Below are 26,092 nucleotides of genomic sequence, written 5' to 3'. Positions count from 1 at the left end.
GTAAGCTCCTAAGGATTTATAATAACTAAAGACTAACATTTTTATTCTTACTAGCGGGGTACTTACTTATGAGTCAAAAACTTAGTCTCCTTTTTCCAAACCCAGATCTCCATTTTAATACATTAAGCGATGTGGCTTTTCACGATATAGGCATGGACGGCGTGGTCAAGAAGCTCTCTGTCTATGAGAACGAGCAGACCTATATTACAAATGTCATGAGGATGATGACAAGTGACCTTTATACCGCCAGGTATAGAGCGGAGGTCTTTGACGATATATACAACAATAAGAGCATGCGTGAGGATCTGATGAAGCTCATGGATCGCATCAATTTCCTCAGAGAATTTGGATCTTTTAAAAGAGATCACGACGCTCAGCAGGGCGTTTGGGACCTTCTCCACAGATTGGATGAGCTTAACAGCTATATTGAGTGCATTGAGGCTATTCACAAATGCCTTTCGGATACAGAACTTAAGTCAGAGGGACTTATAAGGCTTCGGGACCACGTTAAGGCCCTGTACACCGATAATTCTTTTGATGCTCTCAAAAAAGATATCAAGGCTCTGAAGGCAGATACCAGAAGCCTTAAGAGTGTGACCGTAGGTATTAACTTAAACGAGCGCTTCGAAGCCTCCGGCGTAGGCCTTATCTCAGTTAACAGTAAGCCCTTCACCAAGTCAGGCATAGTCAGCCACTTCGTGGACAAGGTCACAGGCGCAGACTCCATCCATGAAGGAACTGAGTGGAATGGCGACTACAAGTACGATGAGATCAATGTAAAAAGAGCTATCTCCGACGATACACCTTTTGTGGTACCGGCCCTTAGCCCTATGGCCCTTATGAGCCTCAAGGCCATAGCGGATTCTGAGAAGGATGAAAAGAACATAACCAATTACATGGATGAGATCGCCAGCAGGATGCTAAGTAAGACTGCAAGGCACCTAAGGGAGATTCTTGGAAGATACGTAATGCTCACCATAACTGACATTACAGACATCATGCCGGAATTCATCTACTATGTAAGATGGGCTGAATATATAGAGAAATTAAGGGCCAGAGGCTTTAAGTTCTGTAAGCCTAAAGTTATAGGCCTTAATGATAATAACGAGCCTGAAGAGTATGGCGATGCAAGCGTTGGCCAGGTTATGGATGCAAGGGGTGTTTATAACATCAGACTTATCGAGGATGACAATACAAATCCTTCATCCATCGTGCCCAACAATCTTTCTTTTGACAAAAAGAACTGGCTCTATATCCTTACAGGTGCCAACAGAGGCGGTAAGACCATGATCACCCAGGCCATAGGACAGATGTACTTCCTTTCTCAGGGAGGAATCTATGCTCCGGGAACAGCTTTTTTGTATAAGCCTGTGGATGGCATTTATACGCATTTCCCTGCGGATGAGGACAAGACTTTGGACCTTGGAAGACTGGGAGAAGAGTGTAAGAGGTTTAAAGAGCTGTTTGAAAGCGCCACCAGTGACAGCCTATTGCTTTTAAATGAGACCTTTTCAACCACATCCTTTGAGGAGGGCTACTACATAGCTAAGGACTGTATCAAGGCTATTTTGAGTAAGGGCGTTAGAACGATATATAATACTCATATGCACAAACTTGCAGTGGATGTGCCGGAGATCAACGAAGATGCCGGACAGTATAGGGCATCATCCCTTATTGTGGTCAACAAGGGAAGTGAAAGGTCCTACGAAGTAAGAGTTGCTCCACCACAGGGCAAGTCCTATGCCAGCGATATCGCGGAGAAGTACGGGGTTACCTACGATATGCTGACAACAAAACACTAATCGGGAGAATACAGGTATGAAACAGGTTAGAAGAGCAGAACTTAAGGATATACCAGAGATTTTACAGCTTCTTGTACAGGTGGACATGGTGCACCACAACGGTCGCCCTGATATTTTCAAGGGCCCAGCCACCAAGTACAATGCCAAGGAGCTTGAGACAATACTTCAGGATGACAAGACCCCTGTCTTTGTGTATGAGGACGAAGATGGCAAGGTTCTTGGCCACGGCTTTTGCATTCATCAGCAGAAGGTGGGAGACAATGTCCTTACAGACATAAAGACTCTCTACATCGACGACATCTGCGTTGATGAGAATGCAAGAGGAAAGGGCGTTGGCAAAGCTCTCTATGAGCACATCCTTGATTTTGCCAAGAATGAGAAGTACTACAACATCACACTTAATGTCTGGAACTGTAACCCAGGCGCCATGAAGTTCTATGAGACCATGGGGCTGGCGCCAATGAAGGTTTGCATGGAGAAGGTAATTTCGTAACTATTTCTTTAGGGAAAGGAAACTATGTTTAAACAGACAGACGGATCCAACGAAGGTTTCATCTCCGCCTCAGGAAGGCGGTTTGTTTCTGATGCTCCCAAGGAGTTTCACTACACTTCCTTTGAAACCAAAAAGCTTCTTAGGACCTATTCCAAGGAAGCTCCATCCCCCGACATCTACAAGAAAACTTCATTAGTTGAGCTGATCCCCCATGTTCTCTACAACAGAGACAGGATGATCGTAAGCTTCGTCATCAGGAACATGGGTAACGATGCAACCTATGTCCTTAAGGATATTGCGGCATTTATGGAGGCACTGGATAACCAGGAAACCATCAGCTACGGCAAGCACCTGACCTTCACCCATGATCTGGAGGCCTTTTCATCGGACAGCCAGAAGATCATAGCTTTTTTACAGGACTATTTCCGTGAGAAGAAGGCTGGCACCTACACCTACAGTAAGGGTCACGCCAAGCAGCTGGAACTTTCAGGCTTTGAGATTGACGACTTCTTCCTTTCGGTAAAAGAGATATATTTTTTAAACGGCGATTACAGAGCCAGATATTCAGAGGAAAGGCTTCTGGAAAAGGATCTTCTTTTCCCACCTATCGATCTTAGAATTGAGAAGATTGCCAATGGCATTTCTTTTGAAAATAGCGCCTTTACTATGTTTGAGGGCCATTCTTACGTTTACTTTGAAAGACGCAGAAAGCTCCACATGCTAAATAGAAGCGACATCGCGCCTATCATGCCATTTCTGTCCTTTATAAAGGCTAGAAGAACGGAGAATGAGCTGTTTGTTGCAGAGAAGGACCTGGTATCCTTTACTACAGGCCTTTTGCCGGTTCTTAATGAGTATCTAAACGTGAATCTGGAGGGCTTTGATCCGTCCAGATATTCGCCAGATGTTCCTAAGTTTGATATTTACATCGATATGCCGGATTCCCTTACCATCAGCTGTATGGTCAAGGCTATCTATAAGCCTAAGAGAGGCGCGGCAGAGGAGTTTAATGTCTTTTACACCAGGGACTTTGCTGCAGATACGGCAGATAAGGAATCCAATGTAAAAAGAGATATCTTTAAGGAGAACAGACTTGCCAAGCAGGTAAGCCCCTACTTTGAAAGCCTTGATTCTGCAAAGGGCCTTCTTCTTATAAAGGCCACGGAGGGTGATGAGGACAAGATCTACAACTTCATAACCAACGATATTCCTGTTCTTTCCGGGTTGGGAGATATCTTTTTATCTGAATCCATAAAGGAGATAAAGATCACAAGGACGCCGCGAATAAGCTTTGGAGTGTCAGTGGTGGCGGACCTTCTGCAGCTATCCATTGTTCCGGAGGACCTGGATAAAAAAGAGCTGGATGAGATCCTTAATAAATACAACAGGCGAAAGAAGTACTTTAGGCTAAAGAGCGGAGAAATTCTGGATCTTTCCAGTAAGGAGATGGATCTTTTGTTCTCTCTTCGGGACGGTCTGATGCTGACCAAGGATGAGATTTACGAGGGACATGTCTCTGTGCCTGGTTATAGAGCTCTTTTCCTTGAGGATATTTGGGAAAAGTCCAGAGAATTTGAGGGCATAACCTTTGACAGGAGTAAGGATTTCAAGGCCCTTATAGAGAGCTTTTCCTACGACTTTAAGTCGGAGTATGAAGTTCCGGAGAGCCTTAAGGATGTTCTAAGGGACTATCAGAAGAAGGGCTTTTACTGGCTTCTTGCCCTTAAGAAGAACGGTTTTGGCGGAATCCTGGCCGATGATATGGGCCTTGGTAAGACTCTGCAGGTTTTGGCATTTCTTTTAGCCCTTAAGAAGGAGCGGGAGGCAAAGGGTGAAAAGCCCCGCTGCAGCCTGATCGTGTGCCCTGCGTCCCTTGTGTATAACTGGCAGCACGAGATAATGAGATTTACAAAAGAGTTAAGCTGCGAGCTGGCAGTTGGCTTAAAGCCAGACAGGGTGAGGGTTACCTCGGAGATTGAGGAGGAAGAGACAGATGTTATCATCACTTCCTATGACCTTCTTAGAAGGGATATTGAGCTATATAAGTACCTGAACTTCGAATGCATGGTTATTGATGAGGCCCAGTTTATCAAGAATTCATCTACACTGGTGGCTAAGTCAGTTAAGTCCATTAAGGCTGGCTTTAAGGTGGCTCTTACGGGAACGCCGATTGAGAACAGACTTAGCGAGCTGTGGAGTATCTTTGACTACTGTATGCCGGGATATCTTTTTAACTATAAGACCTTTAAGGAGCGGATCGAGGTTCCTGTGGTGTCTGACGGGGATGAAGAGGAGATGGAGCATCTAAAGCGCATGGTGGCTCCCTTTGTCTTAAGGCGTCTTAAAAAGGATGTACTTAAGGATCTTCCTGACAAGATCGAGGAGGACATCTACGCCCAGATGACCAAGGAGCAGGAGGCTCTTTACAAGGCTTATCTTCAGAATGTTAAGATGATGGTGAGCCTTAAGAGTGACGATGAGGTCAAAAAGGACAGGATCGCCATTCTTTCAGAGATAACAAGGCTTCGTCAAATCTGCTGTGATCCAGGGCTTGTGTATGACAACTATGTCGGAGACAGCGCCAAGCTTGAGGTGACTGTGGAAATGCTTAAAAGTGCCACAGAGAGTGGACACAAGGTTCTTCTCTTTTCCCAGTTCACGTCCATGCTGGATAGGATCACAAAGCGCCTTGAACAGGAGAATATCTCTTTTTACCTGCTGACAGGCCAGACCAAGAAGGAAGACAGGATCAGCATGGTGGAGGCCTTTAAGGAGGATGACACCAAAGTGTTCTGTATTTCGCTAAAGGCTGGGGGAACGGGACTTAATCTGACGGCAGCAGACATTGTTATCCACTACGATCACTGGTGGAATGTGGCTGTTCAGAATCAGGCCACCGACAGAGCCCACAGAATTGGCCAGAAGAACGTTGTCACTGTTTATAAGATCATCATGAAGGACACCATTGAAGAGAGGATAATTCAGCTCCAGAACAGGAAAAAAGAGCTATCTTCCAAACTCCTTGATTCTTCAGCCCTTAGTAGTCCTGATCTTTCCAGGGAGGAACTGCTTAAAATCCTAGGCTAAATCATGGAATAATAGGAAACGATTTATTGACAGTGTTCTTTGATTTTTATAAAATAATAACGCGTGCTTTTATATTTTAGAGGGGTATGAAGGCAATATTACTTGTTGGGAGGGACATAATATGTCGAGAAAAGCTACTATTACGCAGAAAGAGATTGTTAACGCTGCATTTAAGATCACCAGAAAGGAAGGCTTCGAGCAGATCACTTCAAGGAAACTGGCTGCAGCAGCTGGGTGCTCTACCCAGCCAATCTTTAGAATATATGAGAACATGGACGAGCTCAAGAAGGACGTTTATGCCAAGGCGGCAGAGTATTACGAGGAGTATTACAACGAGTTCAACAAGTCACACGACTGTCCATTTGTGGATCTGGGTCTTGCTTACATTGGATTTGCCCAGAAATATCCACATCTTTTCAGACTTCTTTTTGTTTCAGAACAGGGAAATGATTCCAAGAGCATGTACGACCTTGTAAACGGCAAGGACGAGAACGTGGTAAAAGAGATCAACAAGGCTGTAGCCAAGGGTGTTGCTGATGCTCAGCAGCTCTTTATGCAGATGTGGATCTTTATTCACGGCGCTGGATGCATGGCTGTTACAGGAGATTTCGATCTTGATGAACAGGCTTCAGTTGGCATGCTTGAGTCTGCGTATAAGGCTTTTTGTATTTGATTATCTGAGCTTATGGGGGAAGCATGAAGTTCGAGAAGGATGTTGATGTCATCACCAGGATAAACGAATGTTATTCCAGGATGAGTAAAGGTAAAAAGGCGATTGCCCAGTATATCTGCGATCACTACGAGCAGGCAGTTTTCATGACTGCTGCCGAGCTTGGTAAGATCGTGGGCATAAGTGAATCCACAGTTGTAAGATTTGCTATGAGCCTTGGATACGAGGGTTATCCGGAGTTTCAGAAGTCTTTGTCTCTGTGGGTAAGCGATAAATTCGGTTCCGTGGAGAAGGTGGGACGAAAGTTTGGAAAGAGCAGTGAAGGAGAGATCCTTTCTTCCATCCTCAATTCAGACATAGCCAATATTCAGCATACCATTTCGAATATAGACGTGGCGGCCTTTAAGACTGCTGTTGATATTATCCTGAAGGCGAGAACAGTGTATATTGTGGGGCTTCGCAGCTGCGAGCCACTGGCTGACTTTTTGCACTTCTATCTTAATATCATTCGTCCCAACAACGTGCTCATCCGCACCACCAGTGTAAGTGAGCTCTTTGAACAGATGATAAGAATTGGGGACAGGGATGCCATTATTGGAATCAGCTTTCCAAGGTATTCCATGAGAACCCTTAAATGTATGGAATTTGCCAACGACAGGAATGCCAAGGTTATTACCATTACGGATTCGGTGCATTCACCAATGAATCTGTATTCTTCCTGCAATCTCCTTGCCAAGAGCGAGATGGCATCCATCGTAGATTCACTTGTGGCGCCCCTTAGCGTTATCAATGCCCTGGTGGTTGCCCTTTGTTTAAAAAGACCTAACGAGGTTCAGGCAGATCTTAAGATGCTGGAAGAGACCTGGAACAACTACCAGGTATATCTTAATGATGAGATAGATTTTGCAGCGGACGGACCTATGCTACAATATCCTCTTAGGAAAGAAGAAAAGAAAGATTTAGAATGAAGAAAATAGCAGTTATCGGCTGCGGCGCAGCCGGAATGATGGCGGCGCTTACTGCTGCGGAGAGCGGCGCGGGCGTCACAATTTTTGAAAAGAATGAAAAACCCGGGAAAAAGATCTACATCACCGGAAAGGGCAGATGTAACGTAACTAATGCCTGTGATGTGGAGGAGTATTTTTCCTACGTCAGAAGGAATCCAAAGTTTTTGTACAGCGCGATCTATTCCTATGATAACAGTGCTGTCATGGACTTCTTTGAGAGTAACAACTGTCATCTTAAGGTGGAAAGAGGCGACAGGGTATTCCCTGTATCTGACCACTCATCCGATATTATCAGGACTTTGTATGATGCTGTAAAAAGAGCTGGAGTAAAGGTGGAGTTTAACACCACAGTAATGTCTGTGGAGGCTTCAGGCGGAGAGTTCAGCGCTATTACCTATGCTAGTGGCGATGACCCAGTGACCAGAGAAGAGTTTGATGCCTGCATCATCTGTACTGGCGGCCTTTCCTATCCATCTACCGGATCTACAGGTGATGGCTATGAGTTTGCAAAGAGCCTTGGACATACCATCAAAGAGCCTTTGCCATCACTGGTTCCCTTTGAAATAAAGGAGAGCTGGTGCAAGGATCTTCAGGGGCTGTCCCTTAAGAATGTTGGACTTAAGATGTTTGCAGAGGGTGGCAAGAACAGCAAGAAGCCTGTTTATGACGGCTTTGGAGAGATGCTCTTTACCCACTTTGGCATAAGCGGACCATTGGTGCTTACAGCCAGCAGTTACTATGATAAAGACAAGGCTTCAAGACTTTTACTGGATCTTAAGCCGGCCCTTTCTGTGGAGCAGCTGGATAAAAGGGTTCTTAGGGACTTTGAAGAGAACCTCAATAAACAGTTTAAGAATAGCTTGGGAGCTCTTTTCCCATCTAAGATGATTCCTGTGATGGTTAAGCTTTCTGGAATTGATCCGGAGATTCAGGTCAACGCCATCACCAAGGAAGAGAGACTTGCCTTTGTGAATCTGATCAAGGCTGTGCCTATGACAATTACTGGCACAAGAGGCTTTAATGAGGCCATTATCACAAGGGGCGGTGTCAGCGTAAAAGAGATCAATCCATCCACTATGGAATCCAAGCTGGTAAAGGGTGTGTTCTTTGCTGGTGAGGTCATCGATGTGGATACAGAGACCGGAGGATTCAACCTTCAGGTGGCCTGGAGTACAGGACATCTGGCCGGTGTGCAGAGTACTATATCAAATGAGGAGTAATTTTGAAAAATGAGTAAAGCAATTGCAATTGACGGACCTGCAGGAGCAGGAAAGAGCACTATCGCTAAGATGGTAGCCAAGGAACTTGGTTTTATATATGTAGATACAGGAGCTATGTACAGAGCTATGGCCCTTTACATGCTTAAGAATGACATCAAGCCTGAGGAAAGCGACAAGATCAGTGCAACCTGTAAGAGTGCTGACATCACAATCAAGCACGAGGATGGCCAGCAGGTGGTTTATCTTAACGGCGAGAATGTCAACGGCCTCATCAGAACAGAGGAAGTTGGAAACATGGCATCTGCCAGCAGCGTAAATGGCGATGTAAGAGCTAAGCTTGTGGAGCTTCAGCAGAAGCTTGCCCAGACAACCGACGTAGTTATGGACGGTAGAGACATCGGAACTGTAGTACTTCCAAATGCAGATGCCAAGATCTATCTCACAGCCAGCTCACAGGTCAGAGCCAAGAGACGTTTCGACGAGCTTACAGCCAAAGGCGTAGAGTGCGACATTGACGTAATTGAAAAGGACATCATCGACAGAGACTACAGAGACATGCACAGAGAGATCTCACCTCTTAAGCAGGCTGAGGACGCAGTCCTTGTGGACTCTTCAGACATGACTATTGAAGAAGTAGCTAATACAATCATTTCTATTTATAAAGAAAAGATCGAATAATAGGAGATTGGAATGGAAGTAGTTGTAGCAGAGCACGCAGGATTTTGCTTTGGTGTTACTAAAGCGGTGGAAACAGTATATGACCAGCTTGAGAGCGGTGAAGGTAAAAAAATATATACCTACGGACCTATAATCCACAATGAAACAGTAGTTGGAGATCTTGAGAAGAGGGGCGTTAAGGTTATAGAGGATCCTGATGAGTTGGACGCTTCCCAGAATGGCACCATTATCATTAGGTCCCACGGCGTTACAAAAGAAGTTCATAAAAAACTTGAAGAATCCGGTCTTGATATTATCGATGCCACTTGTCCTTTTGTAAAAAGAATTCACAAGATAGTGGATGAGGAGAGTAATAAGGGCAAGAGTATTATAGTTGTAGGCAGTGCCAATCATCCAGAGGTGGAAGGAATTGTAAGCTATGCAACGGGAAAGGTTTACGTAATTGATTCCCCTCAAAGGGCCCAAGAATTCAGTGAAAATGTGGATGAAGAGTACACAGTTGTGTCCCAGACTACATTTAACAAGAAGAAATTTCAAGAAACCGTTGAAATCTTAGAAAATAGAGGTTACAATATTAATATTGTGAATACTATATGCAATGCCACTGACGAAAGGCAGACAGAAGCTGAACAAATTGCAAAGAAGGCTGACGTCATGATCGTAATCGGAGGCGCTCACAGTTCTAATTCAAGGAAACTGTATGAGATATGCAGCAAGGAATGTGAGAATACATATTTTATTCAGACACTGGATGACCTGCATCTGGACATATCCGGAGAGGTTAAGCTAGTGGGTATTACTGCCGGGGCATCGACCCCAAGGAACATTATCGAGGAGGTTCAGAATTATGTCAGAACAAACTTTTGAACAGATGCTTAACGAATCGTTCAAAACAATTCACACAGGGGAGGTTGTTGAGGGAACTGTTATTGACGTTAAGCCTGACGAGATAATCCTCAACATCGGATACAAGTCCGATGGTGTTCTTACTAAGAACGAATACAGCAACGACAACAGTATTGACCTTACAACCGCCGTTAAAGTTGGTGACACAATGGACGTTAAGGTCCTTAAGACCAACGATGCAGACGGACAGGTTATTCTTTCATACAAGAGACTTGCCATCGACAGAGGCAACAAGAGAATCGAAGAAGCCTTCAACAACAAAGAGGTACTTACAGCTAAGGTTGTTCAGGTACTTGAGGGTGGTCTTACAGTAGTAGTTGATGAAGTTAGAATCTTCATCCCAGCTAGCCTTGTTTCTGATAGCTATGAGAAGGATCTTAGCAAGTATCAGGATCAGGAGATTCAGTTCGTAGTTACTGAGTACAATCCTAAGAGAAGAAGATACATTGGTAACAGAAGAATGCTTGTAACAGCTGAGAAGGCTGAGCAGGCTAAGAAGTTATTCGATACAATTCAGGCTGGTGACATCGTAGAGGGAACAGTTAAGAATGTAACAGACTTTGGTGCATTCATTGATCTCGGCGGTGCAGACGGACTCCTTCATATCTCAGAGATGAGCTGGGGTCGTGTAGAGAGCCCTAAGAAGGTCTTCAAGGTTGGCGATACAGTTAAGGTCCTTGTTAAGTCTATCGACGGAAGCAAGATTGCTCTTTCAAGAAAGTTTGATGATGAGAACCCTTGGAAGGGTGCTACAGAGAAGTATGCTGTAGGCAACGTTGTTAAGGGTAAGGTTGCCAGAATGACAGACTTCGGTGCATTCGTAGAGCTTGAGCCTGGTATCGACGCTCTTCTTCATGTTTCTCAGATCGCTAAGGAGCATGTTGAGAAGCCAGCTGATGTACTTAAGGTTGGTCAGGAAGTAGAAGCTAAGATCGTTGATTTCAACGAGGATGAGAAGAAGATTTCTCTTTCAATCAAGGCTATGTTCGCTCCTGAGAAGGAAGAGGAAGCTCCTGCAGAGGAAGGCGATGTTGTATCAGTTGATATCGACAAAGTTATTGCAGAGCAGAACGAAGAGAACTAATTTAAGGATTATCAAGGCGGTGGTCGCAAGACCACCGCTTTTTTGTTGCACAAGACCGGCAAGCTAAAGCTTGCGCGCACCAGCGCGCAAAGAGTCGCGAGCGACTCTTTGTTCTGCATGGGAATAATTCGGTTATATGTATTATAAAAGTATGAACAATTAACGGAATTTTATTTATAATTATTTAATTTTACATACAATTTCCTCTAATATAAAATTAATATGTGGCGTAGTAGTAATGACTAAGTCAGGAGGGAATTGCATTCATGGAATATGATTATGAGTGGTTTAAAAAGGGCGTATATGACCTGACCAAGATTGACCTTAATGCCTACAAAGAAAAGCAGATGAAGAGAAGAATTGATACTCTTATCGGCAAGTATGAAGTTAAGGGATATGACGGGTTCCTGGACCTTATTAAGAAGGACAGAGAAGCTCTTGATTCCTTTGTAACATACCTTACCATCAACGTTTCTGAGTTCTTTAGAAATATGGATCAGTGGAATCTGATGGATAAAGAGATGGTTCCTGAGCTTATGAATAAGTTCGGTAAGAACCTTAAGATCTGGAGTGCAGCCTGCTCAACAGGTGATGAGCCTTACACTATCGTTATGATGCTTTCTAAGCATATGCCTCTTAATCAAATAAGCGTTTATGCTACAGACCTTGATGCCGTTGTTCTTGCAAAGGCTAAGGCTGCTATCTACGATAAGAAGGAAGTTCAGAATACTCCTGAGGAATTTAAAAAGAAATTCTTCACAGAGACAGCTGATGGCAGAATGAAGGTTAACAGCGAGATCACATCCCGTGTTACTTTCAAGCAGGCAGATCTTCTCCGTGATCCTTATCCAAAGGATTGCCACCTTATCGTCTGCAGAAACGTTCTTATCTACTTTACAGAGGAAGCTAAGGACGATATTTTTAGAAAGTATTATGCTAACCTGGCTCCTGGTGGAATTCTCTTTATCGGAAGTACAGAGCAGATCGTTAACTACAAGGATATCGGCTTTGTAAGAAAGAATTCCTTCTACTATGAGAAACCAAGGGCATAAGAGATAGCTTTTTTTAACAGATGCAAATCATGCGCATCCAGAAGACATAGAGCTTCTGGGTGCGTTTTTTGTTGCACAAGACCGGCAAGCGGATGGATGCTTGCATACAAATTCATTTGCCGGTCGTAAGGACATGGAGCACAAAGTGCGGAATGTCTGTGTGCAGAATCGAGTAGGAATCAGCCTACTCGATTATGGAACTGATAGTGAAAAAGTGGTGTTTCCATCAGATGAAAATATGCGAAATAAAAGATATTGCGCTTATTTTCATTGTCATCTAAACTAATATAGATGCTTTTAAAAAGGGGAAAAATTATGGAAAAAAAGATCTTTGATGTTAAGGAATTTGCCAGAGTGGCAAGAAGAGCTGTGGCTGAGGGTACAGTTCTTTTAAAAAATGACAAGAATGCCCTTCCAATTCAGGCTGGCGCTAATATTGCGCTCTTTGGAAGAAGCCAGTTTAACTACTATAAGAGCGGAACTGGTTCAGGAGGAATGGTGAATACTTCTTATGTCATGGGTGTTAGAGAGGCTCTTTTAGAGGATAAGCGCTTTACACTTAATGAGACTTTGAAGGCTACTTATGATGAGTGGATCAAGGATCATCCATTTAATACAGGTTCTGGCTGGGCTTCAGAGCCATGGTTCCAGGAAGAGATGGAGATTTCAGCTGAATTTGCAGCTGAAGTTTCTAAGAGTGCAGATATTGCCGTGATTCTTATTGGAAGAACTGCCGGTGAGGACCAGGATAACAGTAATACCAAGGGAAGCTACCTTCTTACTGATCAGGAAGAAGAGATGATTGCCAATGTAACTAAGGCCTTTGATAAGACTGTAGTTCTTTTAAACACAGGTAACATCATGGATATGAGCTGGGTTTCAAAGTATAACCCAGAGGCAGTGGCTTACATCTGGCAGGGCGGTCAGGAAGGCGGCCTTGGAGCTCTTGATGTGTTGTCAGGAGATGTGGCTCCATCCGGAAGACTTACTGATACTATCGCCTGCAGCGTAGAGGATTACCCATCAGATGCTAACTTTGGCGGCGATAAGGTTAATGTCCAGCAGGAGGATATCTATGTTGGATACAGATATTTCGAGACTTTTGCCAAGGATAAGGTTCTTTATCCTTTCGGATTTGGTCTTACATATAGTGAGTTCGATGTTGCTGTTAAGGACTTCGGGGCTGAGAGCGTAGCAGAAGTGGATACTGATGGCAAAAGAGCTGCAGATTTTGAGGAAAACAGCATTGTTGTCACCGTAACTATTACTAATACAGGAAGCTTCAAGGGTCAGAATTCAGTTCTTTTGTATGTATCAAAGCCACAGGGACGCCTTGGAAATCCTGCAAGGGAGCTTGTTGCCTTTGCTAAGACCAAGGAGCTTATGCCAGGAGAGTCCCAGGATCTTACTATGGAAGTTAGTAGCTATCAGATGAGTAGCTATGATGATAGCGGCGTTACAGGCCATAAGAGCGCTTATGTCATGGAAGAGGGCGAGTATGTCTTCTATGTGGGCGGCGATGTCAGAAGCGCTGTAAGAGCAGGCTCTTATGCTAATGAAGAGCTTGTGGTTGTGGAGCAGCTTTCTGAGGCTCTTGCTCCTGTAGAGAGCTTTGATAGGATGAAGCCAGTAGCTCTTTCTAATGGGGAGTTTGAGGTATCTTACGAGAAGGTGCCTACAGCTACTATTACTCCAGATGAGAGAAGAGCAGCTAACCTTCCTGCAGAGCGCCCTAATGGAGAGGACAAGGGACTTAAGCTTGTTGATGTTTATGATAATAAGTGCACTATGGAGGAGTTCGTAGCACAGCTTTCTGATGAGGATCTTGCCTGCATCGTAAGAGGCGAGGGTATGAGTTCACCTAAGGTTACACCTGGCTGTGGCGGAGCCTTTGGCGGCGTGACAGATTCTCTTTTAGCAAAGGGAATTCCTGTTGGATGCTGCTCAGATGGACCATCCGGAATTCGTATGGACTCAGGCAAGAAGGCCTTTGCTATGCCTAACGGAACATGCCTTGCCTGTGCATTTAACATGGAGCTTACAGAGGAGCTTTACAACTGGGAGGGTCTTGAGCTTCGTAAGAACAAGATCGATGTGCTTCTTGGACCTGGAATGAATCTTCACAGACATCCTCTCAATGGACGTAACTTCGAGTACTTCAGTGAGGATCCTTATGTAACAGGTATGAATGCTGCGGCTCAGCTTCGCGGAATGCACAAGTACAATGTTACTGGTACAATCAAGCACTTTGCACTTAATACCCAGGAGACAGGAAGACATACTGTAGAGCATGTGGCTTCTGAGCGTGCTATCAGAGAGATTTATCTTAAGGGCTTTGAGATTGCAGTTAAAGAGGGCGGTGCCCATGCTGTAATGACTACATATGGCTCTTTTAACGGATATTACACATCATCTAACTACGATCTTGTTACCACTGTTCTTAGAGATGAGTGGGGATTTGAAGGCGTTATCATGACTGACTGGTGGGCTAAGGGAGGCTACACAGGTCAGGGCGAGATTTCTAACATGGCAGCAATTGTCCGTGCCCAGAATGACCTTTACATGGTTGCTTTCAACGCTTTAGAGAATTCTAATAATGACAATACCATGGCTGCTCTTGCAGATGGCACCCTTACAAGGGGCGAGCTTATGAAGTGCGCTGCCAATATCTGTAAGTTTGTTATGGAGAAGCCTGTATTTAACAGATACATCGAAAGAGGTAATGAGCTTGATATCGAGCTTTCTGGAGAGGCTGATGAAGAGGAGCTTGCTTATGACAAGATCATTAGCTGCCCTATCGGTGATGACGGCGCTGGCTCTGTAGATCCTGCTGTTATCGATACTAAGAGAAATGCCACAAACATGATCTTTGTTGAGATCCGTGAGCGTGTTAACCACAAATTCACCATGGAGGTAAGAGCTAACGCAAAGAGTTCTCTTGCACAGATTCCTCTTAGCATCTTTGTAGATAACAAGCTTTCCAAGATGCTGACACTTACTGGTGATGACACACAGTGGCAGACTGTGGAAGTTGATATCCCTGTGCCATTTATCAACTTCTTTATTAAGCTGTACTTCGCTCAGGATGGAATGGAGATAAGAAATATCAGGGTCGCTGAGGAGTGATCCAAAACGGGGGTAAGGTATGAAAAATAGGGTATTTACAAGGGCTATAGCTGTGACAGCTGCGGCTGCATTATGTGTAACTGGCTGTGGGATCAGCTGGAGCGTTTCCGATGAAGACATCATTGAAAGCGAAGAAGAAGCTTCTGATGAGGCATCTCAGGATGTAAGTGAAGAGGAAGACAAGAAAAGCGAAGAGGATTCCAAGAAGGATAAGGATAACGAATCCGATGCAGCTAGCAGTGCTTCCACTGAAAAAGAACCTGTAAAGCTTGGAAATAATGCCGACGAAGAGAGGCTGCTGACTAAGCTTGTTGAGGAAGAGGATGCTGATCCAGAGGATGTAAGAGAGTACATTGTTGGGGACCTGGATGGAGATGGCACTGTAGAAGGCTTTGTATACGTTGGAGATGAGTTTGACGAGTATAATGAATGCTTTGGATGCATTTATTTTGTCAGCGACAAGAAGTGTGAAATGATCTGTGATGATCATATTTTTCGAGTAAGCGAGGATAGTAAAGTATTTGGTCAGTTAGATCTTGGTAAAAGAACTCTTTTTACCTTTAACGAGTCTTACACAACAGAAACTATGACCCATGCGTATATCGTCAAGGATTCAAGCTCAGTTGAAGCTTCTGTTTCAAAGATTGGATATATCTTCCAGAGAGAAGGCTCAGATGATATCTGTATTTCAGTTGGAATGTATGATCATGAGGAAGATTACGAGCCAGGTAAAGAAGAGGAAGCCTTGTGGCTGGGGCATACATGGAAGAACTATTATTTCTACTATGATGAGAACTTGGATGATTTCAGGGAATACGGCGGCTATGAGATTTCTGAGGAAGAATTAAATCAGATAGTTGGTTTTGATCTTGCTGGCGAGATCAGGGCTAAAGGCTACACATTAGATGCAATCTACGAAAGAGGTAATGGCATCGTCAACGTTAACTACTCTATTCTTGAGGGACCTGATGCAGATGGGGTAGTGATGGCGACCTACGAAAATGTCTCCTATGACCAGAAACAACAAAGGTTCTTAGATGCTGACTACTACGGAAGTGACGACAGCGAGCCTTGGGTAAAATCAAGTTTTGGCGGTGTTTATGTACCAGCTATAAGAGAGAACATAGCTACCTACGACAGGTATAGCCGCTGAGCTTGCGCGGCCACAGTTCATAGCTCAAGAATATGAGCAATGACGTGGCAGGCATAGAGACTCATGGCAAAGCGTGACTTCTTCATGTTCTCGTTAAGATCAAAGAAGAAGCGCTTGTCATCATAAGATTCTTTAAAGAATGGAGAGAAGACCAGATCCCACTCAAGAAGGTACTGGCCTTCTTTCTTTGTGTAGCAGTTTTCTGGTGTGGCCTTCTGACGATAATTTTTATCAACAAAGGTTGCCAAAGATTTATGGATAGCCATATCCTCTTTTGGCAGATAATAATAGTCTTTGTAGCTGGCGTAGAAGTACTTAAGCTCTGTTTCATAGAGAGGAACACGGAGAGTTACTTCGTTGCCCTGGGTCTTAAAGAAGCAGCATTCCATGTTGCCGGATAATGAGCTAGGAAGAGCAAAAGGCATAAGGAGTTTAAAGTATACTTCCTTCCTGGGCTTGCCATTGTAGTCATTGTAGTAATTAGCCTGGACTTTAACAGCCTTTAGAGGAAGCTCATACTCTGAGAAGGAGGCTTCATCCAGCTCTTCATCTGTGCGTATTGAAACCTTTGGCATGTTCTTGAACATGGAAAAGAAATAGTTGTATAAAAACATTGGAAGCAGGTGGTACATACCCTTAACGTCCTCTGCGTTGTGGAGAAGAAGCAGAGACAACAGCTCTTTATCCTGAGTCTCTTTGTATTTCTCGTACACAGGAATGAGCTTGCCACCATCGTACTTATCTTCACGATTGATGCCAAGATATAATTCAATTGTCTTTTGTTTGCAATCTACAAGACCAAGCTGATCCTTATAGGGCTTGATAAGTCTGTAGATATCAAGGCTCTTAAGGTTTTCAAAAACATCCTCAAGACCGTATTTATTAAGCTTATTCTGAACAAAGGGAATATCAAATCTGTTTCCGTTAAAGTGAACGATGGCCTTGAAGTTCTCGCAAAGACCACTAAAGGCCCTAAGGAGCACTTCTTCATCATCGGCAGATTCTGCAAAGAACTGACCCAGTCTTGCTACGTCGCCATCGATATAGGAAACACCTATCAGGTATAAGTCTGAATTCTTGGGAGATAGTCCCGTTGTCTCAATATCGAAAAAGAGAATTTCATTGAGATTGACACCAAGTGCCTTGGTGAGAAGGGTGGTAATATGCGTATCTGAAAGCTTAAATTCTTCGTTTGTCCTAATCATGTTATGCACTCACTTTCTGAAATCACCTACGTTCTTAATTCTAACATATATGTTCAAAATAAGGCGACTTTTATTTGTCTTTTTTGGTGAAGTTTTAAAAATCACATTTGCTATTTTTCATAGTTCTTTTAACGCTAAAATATTGTCACAAAATAGGGCTAAATTGTCCGACAAAATATGGTAATTTTGTGAAAATATGAGTATACTTATTATGTTGGGTTGTCTTCCCGGATGTTCATCCAGGGACAGTTTTCTAAAAAAAATCGAAGGAAGGGTAGGAAATGGCAAGAGGTACTTTTGAGGGCGGAATCCACCCATACGAAGGCAAAGAGCTTTCTAAGGACAAGCCCATTAAATCAGTGCTACCAAAAGGGGATTTGGTTTATCCTTTGTCCCAGCACATCGGTGCGCCTGCAAAGGCAATTGTGGCAGTAGGCGACAAGGTTCTTACAGGTCAGAAGATCGCTGAGGCTGGCGGATTTGTTTCTGCGCCTATTTATGCGACTGTATCTGGTACTGTTAAGGCTATTGAGAAGCGCAGACTTGCAACAGGAGCTATGTGCGAGAGTATCATCGTGGAGAACGATGGACTTTATGAGGAAGTGGAGTTTAAACCACTTAAGCCTTATGACGAGATGACTGCGGAGGACAAGATCGCAGCTGTCCGTGAAGCAGGCGTAGTTGGTATGGGAGGTGCAGGCTTTCCAACGGCAGTTAAGTTCGCACCTAAGGAGCCAGATAAGATTGACTATGTCATCGCCAACTGTTCAGAGTGTGAGCCTTATCTCACATCAGACTACAGAAGAATGATCGAAGAACCAGAGCTTCTTCTGGAAGGTCTTAAGATTGCAGTAAGTATTTTCCCTAATGCGAGAGGTATTCTTGCAATTGAGGATAACAAGCCTGATGCAATCGCTAAATTCAAAGAACTTACCAAAAACGAAGATAAGATCAGCGTAAAGGTGGTTAAGACCAAGTACCCTGAGGGTGCTGAGCGTATGCTTATTTACGCTTGTACAGGACGTGAGATCAACTCTTCAATGCTCCCAGCTGATGCGGGATGTATTGTGGACAACGTTGATACTCTTTGTGCTGTCTGCAGAGCAGTCAAAGAGGGAAGACCTCTGATGGAGAGAATCGTAACCATCACAGGTGACGCTGTTGTTGATCCTCGTAACTATAAAGTCAGAATCGGAACTAACTACAGGGAGCTTCTTGATGACGCCGGCGGCTTTGTAAAAGAGCCAGCTAAGATCATTTCAGGTGGTCCTATGATGGGATTTGCCCTGTTTGATCTCGACGTTCCTACAACCAAGACAGCTTCTGCTCTTACATGCCTTACCAAGGATGCGGTTTCTGAAATGGAGCCAACAGCATGTATCAACTGTGCACGCTGCGTAGAGGTATGTCCAGAGAGACTTATTCCTAAGAATCTGGCAGATGCCGTAGAACATAACAACGAGAAGGCATTCCTTGACATGTATGGAATGGAGTGCTGCGAGTGTGGATGCTGTAGTTATATCTGCCCAGCCAGACGTCAGCTTACTCAGCTGATCAAAGGTATGCGTAAGATTCAACTTGGGAAAAGGAAAAAGTAAGGGGGATATGAAATGAGTGATATGAGACGAGTATCATCCAATCCTCACGTAAGAGCCAAAGAGACCACATCTAATATCATGATGTGGGTAGTTATCGCCCTGCTTCCTACAGCTGGCTTTGGTATCTACAATTTTGGAGTGGATGCACTAATTATTCTTTTGCTTTCAGTGGCTTCCTGCGTGCTTTCTGAGTTTATCTATGAGAAGGCAATGCACAAGCCAATAACAGTTGGAGATTTCTCCGCTGTAGTTACAGGTCTTTTGCTGGGCCTTAACCTGCCATCAACAGTACCATTCTGGATTCCAATCCTTGGTGGTATCTTTGCGATAATCATGGTTAAGCAGCTCTTTGGCGGACTGGGACAGAACTTCATGAACCCTGCACTTGGCGGCAGATGCTTCCTTGTAATCTCTTTCCCAGCTATCATGACCAACTTCATTACTGATGCATATACAGGAGCTACACCTCTTGCCAACCTTAAGAACGGCGTTGAGGTCAACGTAATGGATATGCTTATTGGTAGAACAGCAGGTACAATCGGTGAGACATCAATGATCTGCATCGCTATCGGCGCAATGATCCTGTTTGCTCTTGGTATCATCGATTATGTAATTCCATTTACCTACATCATCAGCTTTGTTATCTTTGTAGGTCTTTTTGGTGGACATGGATTTAACTGGACATACATCTCTGCACACCTTGCAGGTGGCGGACTTATGCTTGGTGCATTCTTCATGGCTACTGATTACGTGACCTGCCCAATTACTCCAAGGGGACGATTTATTTACGGACTTATCTTAGGTCTTTTAACAGGAATATTCCGTATATTCGGCGCTAACGCAGAGGGTGTTTCCTTTGCAATCGTAATTGCCAACCTTCTCGTTCCACTTATCGAGAAGTACACAATTCCTAGAGCCTTTGGAATTAAGAGAAATGCAAAGAAGGAGGCGAAGAAAGCATGAACGACGCAAAAAGCATGATCAGAAACGCCTTAATCCTATTTGCAATCACACTTATAGCAGGTATTCTTCTTGGACTTGTATATCAGGTAACCAAGGATCCTATAGCTTATCAGGATAAGCTTGCTCAGGATAAGGCTAATCAGTCGGTATTTGCAACAGCCAAGTCTTTCAATGATGTGGCTCTTGATGAGGCTAAGGCAGCAGATGTTGCTACTAACCATCAGGGCGTAACTATTGAGAGTGTAAAAGAGGCAGTGGATGAGAGCGGAGCAGTGGCTGGCTATGTTATTCAGGTTAAGTCAAAGGGCTACGGTGATTTCATCCAGTACACAGTGGGAATCACTAATGATGGCAACATCAATGGTATTTCAATCATCTCAATTGCTGAGACTCCTGGTCTTGGAATGAATGCGGAGAAGGTTGTTGCTCCTCAGTTTGTGGACAAGGCAAAAGCTCTTTTCACAGTTGTAAAGAATGGCCAGCTCACAGATCCTAACAGCCAGATCGAGGCTATCTCTGGTGCTACTATTACTTCAAGAGCTGTGACAGAGGGCGTTAACGGAGCAGTTGAATATTTTACTAATGCTTTGAAAGGAGGACAGTGATGAGCTCAGAATTCAAAAAAGGCGCTTTGGGCTTTAGGCAGGATACACCGGCTGAAAGATTTTTTAACGGTCTCATTGCTGAGAACCCTACCTTAGTTCTTATGATCGGTATGTGCCCAACCCTTGCGGTTACTTCCTCAGCCATCAACGGCCTTGGAATGGGACTTGCCACTACATTTGTTTTAGCACTTAGTAACGCAGTTATTTCTGCACTTAGAAAGACGATTCCTTCAACAGTAAGAATTCCTTCTTTCATTGTTGTAATCGCTTCCTTCGTTACATTAGTTGAGCTTCTTATGAAAGCTTACGTACCAACCCTTAACAAGGCGCTTGGTGTTTATATTCCTCTTATCGTTGTTAACTGCATCATCTTTGGTAGAGCCGAGGCTTATGCAAGTAAGCACGGTATCGTTCCTTCATTCTTTGATGGAATCGGTATGGGAATCGGATTTACCTGCGCTATTACAGTTATCGGTCTTATAAGAGAGTTCATCGGAGCTGGTACAGCTTTTGATGTTCAGATTCTTGGAGAAGGCACAGTGGTTCCTGGAGCAGTAGGTAACTTCCTCTCAGGATATCAGCCAATCAGTATCTTCATTCAGCAGGCTGGTGCGTTCTTTGTTCTGGCATTCCTTATTGCCATCATGAATAAGGTTAAGGCTAACATGGCTGCCAAGGGCAAGGATACATCCAAGTTCGGCGAGGGATGCTGCAGTTCTTCAGAGGAGAAGGCAGCAGACAAGATCATTGCTGATAAGGAAAAAGATGAAAAGGAGGCTGAATAATTATGGCAACAATACTTAGTCTTGTGGGACTGATGATTTCAGCTTCACTTGTTAATAACGTAGTACTTAGCCAGTTCCTTGGCCTTTGTCCTTTCCTTGGTGTTTCCAAGAAAACTGACACAGCTCTTGGAATGGGCGGTGCCTGTATCTTCGTAATCACACTGGCATCACTGGTTTGTAGTATCATCTACAAGTTTATTTTAGATCCACTGGATCTTTCATATCTTAAGACTATTGTATTTATCCTTGTAATCGCTATGCTGGTTCAGTTCGTTGAGATGATCCTTAAGAAGTACATCGTATCTCTTTACAGAGCCCTCGGTGTTTACCTTCCTCTTATCACAACTAACTGTGCAGTTCTCGGTGTGGCCCTCAATAACGTAACAGATGGATACACAATCCTTCAGAGCGTTATCTGCGGCTTTGCTACAGCAGTAGGATTTACTATCGCCATCGTTATTCTGGCTGGTCTTCGTGAGAAGATGGAGTACAACGACATTCCAGCACCATTTAGAGGAATGCCACTGGTTCTTTTAACATCAGGACTTATGGCCATTGCCTTTACTGGTTTCTCAGCACTTAAATAAGCGATAGGTAGATCAATACTAACTGTTATTACAAAAGGAGATTAGAAATGATTAGTGGAATAATCATTGCAACCTGTGTTGTCGCTGGTGTGGGAATAGTAATTGGCATAATTCTCGGCATCGCAGACATGAAGTTGCATGTGGATGTAGATGAAAAAGAAGCAGCTATTCTCGAGGCACTTCCTGGAAATAACTGCGGAGGATGTGGCTATCCTGGTTGTTCTGGCTGCGCAGCTGCTATTGCAAAGGGCGAAGCTGCAGTTAATCAGTGTCCTGTTGGAGGACCTGCTGTAGCAGCAACTATTTCCGGAATCATGGGTGTAGAGGCTGGCGAAAGCAAGAGAATGGTGGCATTTGTTCACTGCCATGGCGATTGCGACAACGCATCCCAGCAGTACGAATACAACGGAGTTTCTGATTGTCGTCTTCAGACTCAGGCTCCTGGCGGCGGATCTAAGACCTGCCCATTTGGCTGTCTCGGCGGCGGAAGCTGCGTACAGGTATGTCAGTTTGATGCAATTCACGTAGTTAACGGAGTTGCAGTTGTAGATAAGGAAGAGTGTAAGGCCTGCGGTAAGTGTATCGAGATCTGTCCTCATCACCTTATCGACCTTATTCCTTACGACGCAGGCGAGGCTGTTGCCTGCAAGTCACAGGATATGGGTAAACTGGTTAACCAGTACTGTAAGGTTGGCTGTATTGCTTGTCACATCTGTGAAAAGAACTGTCCAGCTGGCGCAATTACAGTTGAGAACAACGTGGCTACTATCGATCAGGAGAAGTGTACACACTGCGGAACCTGCGTAGAGAAGTGCCCTAAGAAAGCAATTGTTAATGTTTAAAAACCATGTTTTTACCTCATAAAGGGAAGCCTCGCGATTTAAGTCGCGGGGTTTCTTTATTAGGGCTATAATGAATCTATGGAAAAAAGACTGCTTAAGAAAAACGACATAATCTTGGTTGTGGGGCTCTTGGTTGCTACTTTGGCTTTGACGTTAGTTCTTTTTGCCACCAGATCTTCTGGGGATATGGTGGAGGTTAGCGTGGATGGCCAGATCGTAGCTACATTTCCCTTAAGTGAAGATATTGAATATACCATTACAGGCGTAGGCGGCGGGGAAAACTATCTTGTGATAAAAGATGGAGAGGCTTTCCTTACAGATGCTACCTGCCCTGATAAACTCTGCGTCCACATGGGCCATATAAGCCAGGTGGGCCAGTCCATCATCTGTCTTCCTAACAAGGTGGTGGTGACAATAGTTGGTGATAAGAAGGATGAAGGCTACGATGCAGTCGTTGGATAAAACAAAAAAGATAACTACATACGGAATCCTTACTGCGCTGGCGCTGATCCTGTCCTACGTGGAGGCTCAGATACCGGCCTTTGTTGCTGTGCCTGGAATGAAGATGGGACTTACCAATATCGTGGTGTTGGTGGCTCTTTACCTGTTTGGTAATAGGAGTGCCTATGCAATCAACCTTGTCCGTATTGTGATCGTGGCGCTGTTATTCGGGACAGCCATGAGCTTTGCTTTTTCTTTGGTTGGTGGCATGCTTAGTACTACTGTCATGGTTCTTTTAAAAAGAACTAACAAGTTCGGGCAGGTGGGAGTAAGCTGCGCTGGCGGCATTTCCCACAACATTGGTCAGATACTGGTGGCAATGGTGCTTCTTAACACCAGGGCTATTGTGTGGTATCTGCCTGTACTTTGGATTTCTGGAATCGTAAGCGGCGTTGTTATAGGTATTATCGGGGGACTCATCTGTCAAAGGGTTAGAGTTCCGAGATAGACGGTGTTTGGTTTGCTTTTGTTTGATAGGCCAATTGTGAATGTTCTGTGAAAAATAAATTTGCCATTGATTTTTAAATTTCTTTCTGTATAATGAATCCTTGTCGGCAATCAGCTGACATGTAAGTAAATATGAAATTGCATTTGACAATTTCGGGCTACTTACCGATATCACTGGATTTCTTCTAGTGATGTTTTCCATTTTATTCACATATAGATTATTGCACTGGCAATAGCTGTCTATTTTTCTCTTATAGTCTGCTATTGCCTTTGCAAAGCAGAAAGGGAGATGTTATGAAGATAAGAGAAAAATTTGGTAAGCAGAACAATTCTGTGAAAGTCCTTTTAAAAAAGCTTAAAAGGCATGATACTTTTGTGGTGGCTATTGCTGTTGTTATAGCTCTTTTACTGTGCGGAGGACTGATCTACATCAGTACACCTGTGGCTATGGCAAGTGCCAAGGATGAATTCACCGAGAGCATGGAGGAGTCTGATCAGCTCACTATGGACAAGCTTGCAGAGATTCACGATTATTTGACCAGTCTTGATGAATTAATTACCAGTAACTATGAAGGGCTTAGCTCTTTTTACCAGGAATCAGATGAGGACTCCAAGGAGATGTCTGAGAGCGTAAAAGAGAAGGTGACAACCCTTGAAAAGAATCTTGGAACTATCCACGAGACAGTCTCTGGCACAGAGACTAAGATCGAGGAGCTTAAGACCCTGATGGAGGGCGGCAATAAGGATAGTAAGGAAACAAAAGAGCAGATGACTAAGGACTTCTCAGAGGTTAAGGCTGCTCTTGATAATATCAAGTCCAACTACGATAAGGCTCAGGCAGATACAAAGAGCCTTATGGAGGAGATTCAGAATAACTTAAAGGATGGCAATCAGCAGCTTTCTCAGGAAATGACCGAGAATTACAATACACTTCTTACAAAGCTTGGTGACATTAACACCAGCATGGAGACTTACAATCAGCAGCTGATCCTGGCTTTCCAGACTGATATCGACAAGGTTATGAGCGGCGTGGATAACGGCTTTGGCGACCTCACCAAGTATTTAAGCGACTGCATGGATGGAATTAACGGAAAGCTTGATAAGGTTTTTCAATATGTGAGTGATGGTAAACGTATGCTGGCATCCGCATTACTCACTAAGAATGTGACTGTTGCTGAGGATGCCACATTTGAACAGATTAGGGATGCGATTCTTTCTATTCCACAGACCTTCGTTCTGGATTCCAAAACTCCGTCTTACAACATTGCTTACGACTATCATTATCATATCGATGGAAATAAAGAGGTCTGCAATGAGGAATTGGTGGATGCTTCCAGAAAGGGTGGTTGTTATACAAAAGAGGTAAAGCATGTCCACACAGATGCCTGCTACACCACAACTATTGAGTACAGATATAGAACTAACCAGGGCGTTGCCAGAGGAAATAAGGTAGGCGTTTACTACACTGGTGAAAATATGTTCAATTATAAATGCGGTTACTGCGGATACTCTTGGGTTGGAACTAACGCCTGGCATGATGAGTCTTCCACAGATCCAGGAAGGGCTGCAAGTAGAGGTGGCCGTGATGAAAAGGCTGTAACTGTTAAGACTCTTAAATGCACCAAGACAGCAGCAACAATCGATGGCTACACCACAGAATGTGGATATCTCCACGGACAGATCCTGTGTGCCCATGTTTCTTTTGACGAAAAGACTACGGTTACAAGTTCAAGTAACCTGGAAGGCGGAAGAGTGCTTACTGAGGAAGAACTTAACACCTCCGCCATTGCAACAAATGCTGCGGAGAATTCAAACTTTAACATGAATGAAGGCCTTGAGGCGCTTCTTAATGGCAATGGAGGCGTTGGATATTCCGAGGATGAAGATGGAACAGGCGTGGGAACTGACGACGAAGCTGGAACTGGGGCAAGTGCGGAAGAAGGTGCTGGGGCTGGCGAAAGTGACGAAAGTAGTGGCAAAAATGGCAGTGCTGATGGTAGTGCAAATGGTAGTGCTAGTAGTGGTGCAAATGATGACGCTGGAAATGGAACTAACGGAAGTGGTTCAAATGCAGGAAATAGCAGTGATTCTGGAAATGGCGTAAATGAGAATAGCACTGCGGATGTACAGAATGGCGGCAACAGTGGCTCTGAGTCAGCAGGTGGTTCCGATGTAGAATCAGGCACTGATGTAAATTCACAAGGCGGAGATTCTAATGAATCTGCAGATGCCAGTGATACTACGCCTTCGGGAAGCAATGAGGGAAATGAATAAAAAGAAA

The 26,092-nt window shown here is 44.0% G+C and carries 22 protein-coding genes; 21 read left to right on the top strand and 1 reads right to left on the bottom strand.

Translation table 11 applies throughout. From position 1 onward, the window contains the following. Positions 1-68 precede the first annotated feature (68 nt). From T541_RS0110795 to T541_RS0110740, 12 genes are all read left to right on the top strand, one after another. Positions 69-1,802: a MutS-related protein gene (locus tag T541_RS0110795; RefSeq protein WP_026652751.1), complete on the top strand. Its 1,734-nt coding sequence runs from the start codon at positions 69-71 to the stop codon at positions 1,800-1,802. Positions 1,803-1,818: 16 nt separating this feature from the next. Beyond that, positions 1,819-2,295 carry a GNAT family N-acetyltransferase gene (locus T541_RS0110790; protein WP_026652750.1) on the top strand — a complete coding sequence of 159 codons (477 nt, stop codon included), beginning with the start codon at positions 1,819-1,821 and terminating at the stop codon, positions 2,293-2,295. 24 nt (positions 2,296-2,319) lie between these two features. Further along, positions 2,320-5,382, top strand: a complete 3,063-nt coding sequence (locus T541_RS19390; protein WP_051538203.1) for a DEAD/DEAH box helicase — start codon at positions 2,320-2,322, stop codon at positions 5,380-5,382. Between the two features lie 121 nt (positions 5,383-5,503). Further along, positions 5,504-6,055, top strand: a complete 552-nt coding sequence (locus T541_RS0110780; RefSeq protein WP_026652749.1) for a TetR/AcrR family transcriptional regulator — start codon at positions 5,504-5,506, stop codon at positions 6,053-6,055. A gap of 23 nt (positions 6,056-6,078) precedes the next feature. Next, positions 6,079-7,020 carry a MurR/RpiR family transcriptional regulator gene (locus tag T541_RS0110775; RefSeq protein ID WP_026652748.1) on the top strand — a complete coding sequence of 314 codons (942 nt, stop codon included), beginning with the start codon at positions 6,079-6,081 and terminating at the stop codon, positions 7,018-7,020. Further along, on the top strand, positions 7,017-8,279 hold the full coding sequence (locus T541_RS0110770; protein ID WP_026652747.1) for an NAD(P)/FAD-dependent oxidoreductase: 1,263 nt from the start codon (positions 7,017-7,019) through the stop codon (positions 8,277-8,279). The genes T541_RS0110775 and T541_RS0110770 overlap by 4 nt, the downstream gene beginning before the upstream one ends. 9 nt (positions 8,280-8,288) lie before the next feature. Continuing rightward, positions 8,289-8,957 (top strand): (d)CMP kinase, encoded by a 669-nt coding sequence (gene cmk / locus T541_RS0110765; RefSeq protein ID WP_026652746.1) that lies wholly within the window; start codon positions 8,289-8,291, stop codon positions 8,955-8,957. A 12-nt stretch (positions 8,958-8,969) separates the two neighbouring features. Beyond that, complete coding sequence (gene ispH / locus T541_RS0110760; protein WP_026652745.1) at positions 8,970-9,824, top strand: 4-hydroxy-3-methylbut-2-enyl diphosphate reductase; 855 nt, start codon at positions 8,970-8,972, stop codon at positions 9,822-9,824. Beyond that, on the top strand, positions 9,805-10,947 hold the full coding sequence (gene rpsA / locus T541_RS0110755; RefSeq protein ID WP_026652744.1) for a 30S ribosomal protein S1: 1,143 nt from the start codon (positions 9,805-9,807) through the stop codon (positions 10,945-10,947). The genes ispH and rpsA overlap by 20 nt, the downstream gene beginning before the upstream one ends. 266 nt (positions 10,948-11,213) lie before the next feature. Then, positions 11,214-11,999 (top strand): CheR family methyltransferase, encoded by a 786-nt coding sequence (locus tag T541_RS0110750; RefSeq protein ID WP_026652743.1) that lies wholly within the window; start codon positions 11,214-11,216, stop codon positions 11,997-11,999. Positions 12,000-12,314: 315 nt separating this feature from the next. Continuing rightward, positions 12,315-15,125, top strand: a complete 2,811-nt coding sequence (locus tag T541_RS0110745) for a glycoside hydrolase family 3 protein (RefSeq protein WP_026652742.1) — start codon at positions 12,315-12,317, stop codon at positions 15,123-15,125. A gap of 19 nt (positions 15,126-15,144) precedes the next feature. After that, on the top strand, positions 15,145-16,278 hold the full coding sequence (locus T541_RS0110740) for a hypothetical protein (RefSeq protein ID WP_026652741.1): 1,134 nt from the start codon (positions 15,145-15,147) through the stop codon (positions 16,276-16,278). 17 nt (positions 16,279-16,295) lie between these two features. Here the strand turns inward: T541_RS0110740 and T541_RS0110735 are convergent, their stop codons facing one another. Then, entirely contained in the window at positions 16,296-17,483 is a 1,188-nt protein-coding gene (locus tag T541_RS0110735) for a ribonuclease H-like domain-containing protein (protein ID WP_026652740.1), read from the bottom strand. Between the two features lie 281 nt (positions 17,484-17,764). Here T541_RS0110735 and rsxC point away from each other — a divergent pair, with 281 nt between their 5' ends. From rsxC to T541_RS0110690, 9 genes are all read left to right on the top strand, one after another. After that, complete coding sequence (gene rsxC / locus T541_RS0110730) at positions 17,765-19,081, top strand: electron transport complex subunit RsxC (RefSeq protein ID WP_026652739.1); 1,317 nt, start codon at positions 17,765-17,767, stop codon at positions 19,079-19,081. A 12-nt stretch (positions 19,082-19,093) separates the two neighbouring features. After that, positions 19,094-20,044 (top strand): RnfABCDGE type electron transport complex subunit D, encoded by a 951-nt coding sequence (locus T541_RS0110725; RefSeq protein WP_026652738.1) that lies wholly within the window; start codon positions 19,094-19,096, stop codon positions 20,042-20,044. Continuing rightward, positions 20,041-20,649, top strand: coding sequence for an RnfABCDGE type electron transport complex subunit G (locus T541_RS0110720; RefSeq protein ID WP_026652737.1), 609 nt, complete (start codon positions 20,041-20,043; stop codon positions 20,647-20,649). Before T541_RS0110725 ends, T541_RS0110720 begins: the two co-directional genes overlap by 4 nt. Then, complete coding sequence (gene rsxE, locus T541_RS0110715) at positions 20,649-21,434, top strand: electron transport complex subunit RsxE (protein WP_051538202.1); 786 nt, start codon at positions 20,649-20,651, stop codon at positions 21,432-21,434. Before T541_RS0110720 ends, rsxE begins: the two co-directional genes overlap by 1 nt. 2 nt (positions 21,435-21,436) lie before the next feature. Beyond that, on the top strand, positions 21,437-22,021 hold the full coding sequence (gene rsxA / locus T541_RS0110710) for an electron transport complex subunit RsxA (RefSeq protein ID WP_026652735.1): 585 nt from the start codon (positions 21,437-21,439) through the stop codon (positions 22,019-22,021). A gap of 47 nt (positions 22,022-22,068) precedes the next feature. Next, positions 22,069-22,863, top strand: a complete 795-nt coding sequence (locus tag T541_RS0110705; RefSeq protein ID WP_026652734.1) for an RnfABCDGE type electron transport complex subunit B — start codon at positions 22,069-22,071, stop codon at positions 22,861-22,863. A gap of 78 nt (positions 22,864-22,941) precedes the next feature. Next, positions 22,942-23,325 carry a NusG domain II-containing protein gene (locus tag T541_RS0110700; RefSeq protein ID WP_026652733.1) on the top strand — a complete coding sequence of 128 codons (384 nt, stop codon included), beginning with the start codon at positions 22,942-22,944 and terminating at the stop codon, positions 23,323-23,325. Then, complete coding sequence (locus T541_RS0110695; protein WP_242840773.1) at positions 23,318-23,812, top strand: Gx transporter family protein; 495 nt, start codon at positions 23,318-23,320, stop codon at positions 23,810-23,812. The genes T541_RS0110700 and T541_RS0110695 overlap by 8 nt, the downstream gene beginning before the upstream one ends. Positions 23,813-24,105: 293 nt before the next feature. After that, positions 24,106-26,085 carry a hypothetical protein gene (locus tag T541_RS0110690; protein ID WP_026652731.1) on the top strand — a complete coding sequence of 660 codons (1,980 nt, stop codon included), beginning with the start codon at positions 24,106-24,108 and terminating at the stop codon, positions 26,083-26,085. Positions 26,086-26,092 lie beyond the last annotated feature (7 nt).

It is taken from the genome of Butyrivibrio proteoclasticus P6B7, from assembly GCF_000622085.1.
Classification (GTDB): domain Bacteria; phylum Bacillota; class Clostridia; order Lachnospirales; family Lachnospiraceae; genus Butyrivibrio; species Butyrivibrio proteoclasticus_A.
Note: the sequence above shows the minus strand (reverse complement) of the source record. Positions and strands in the feature narration are given on the sequence as shown.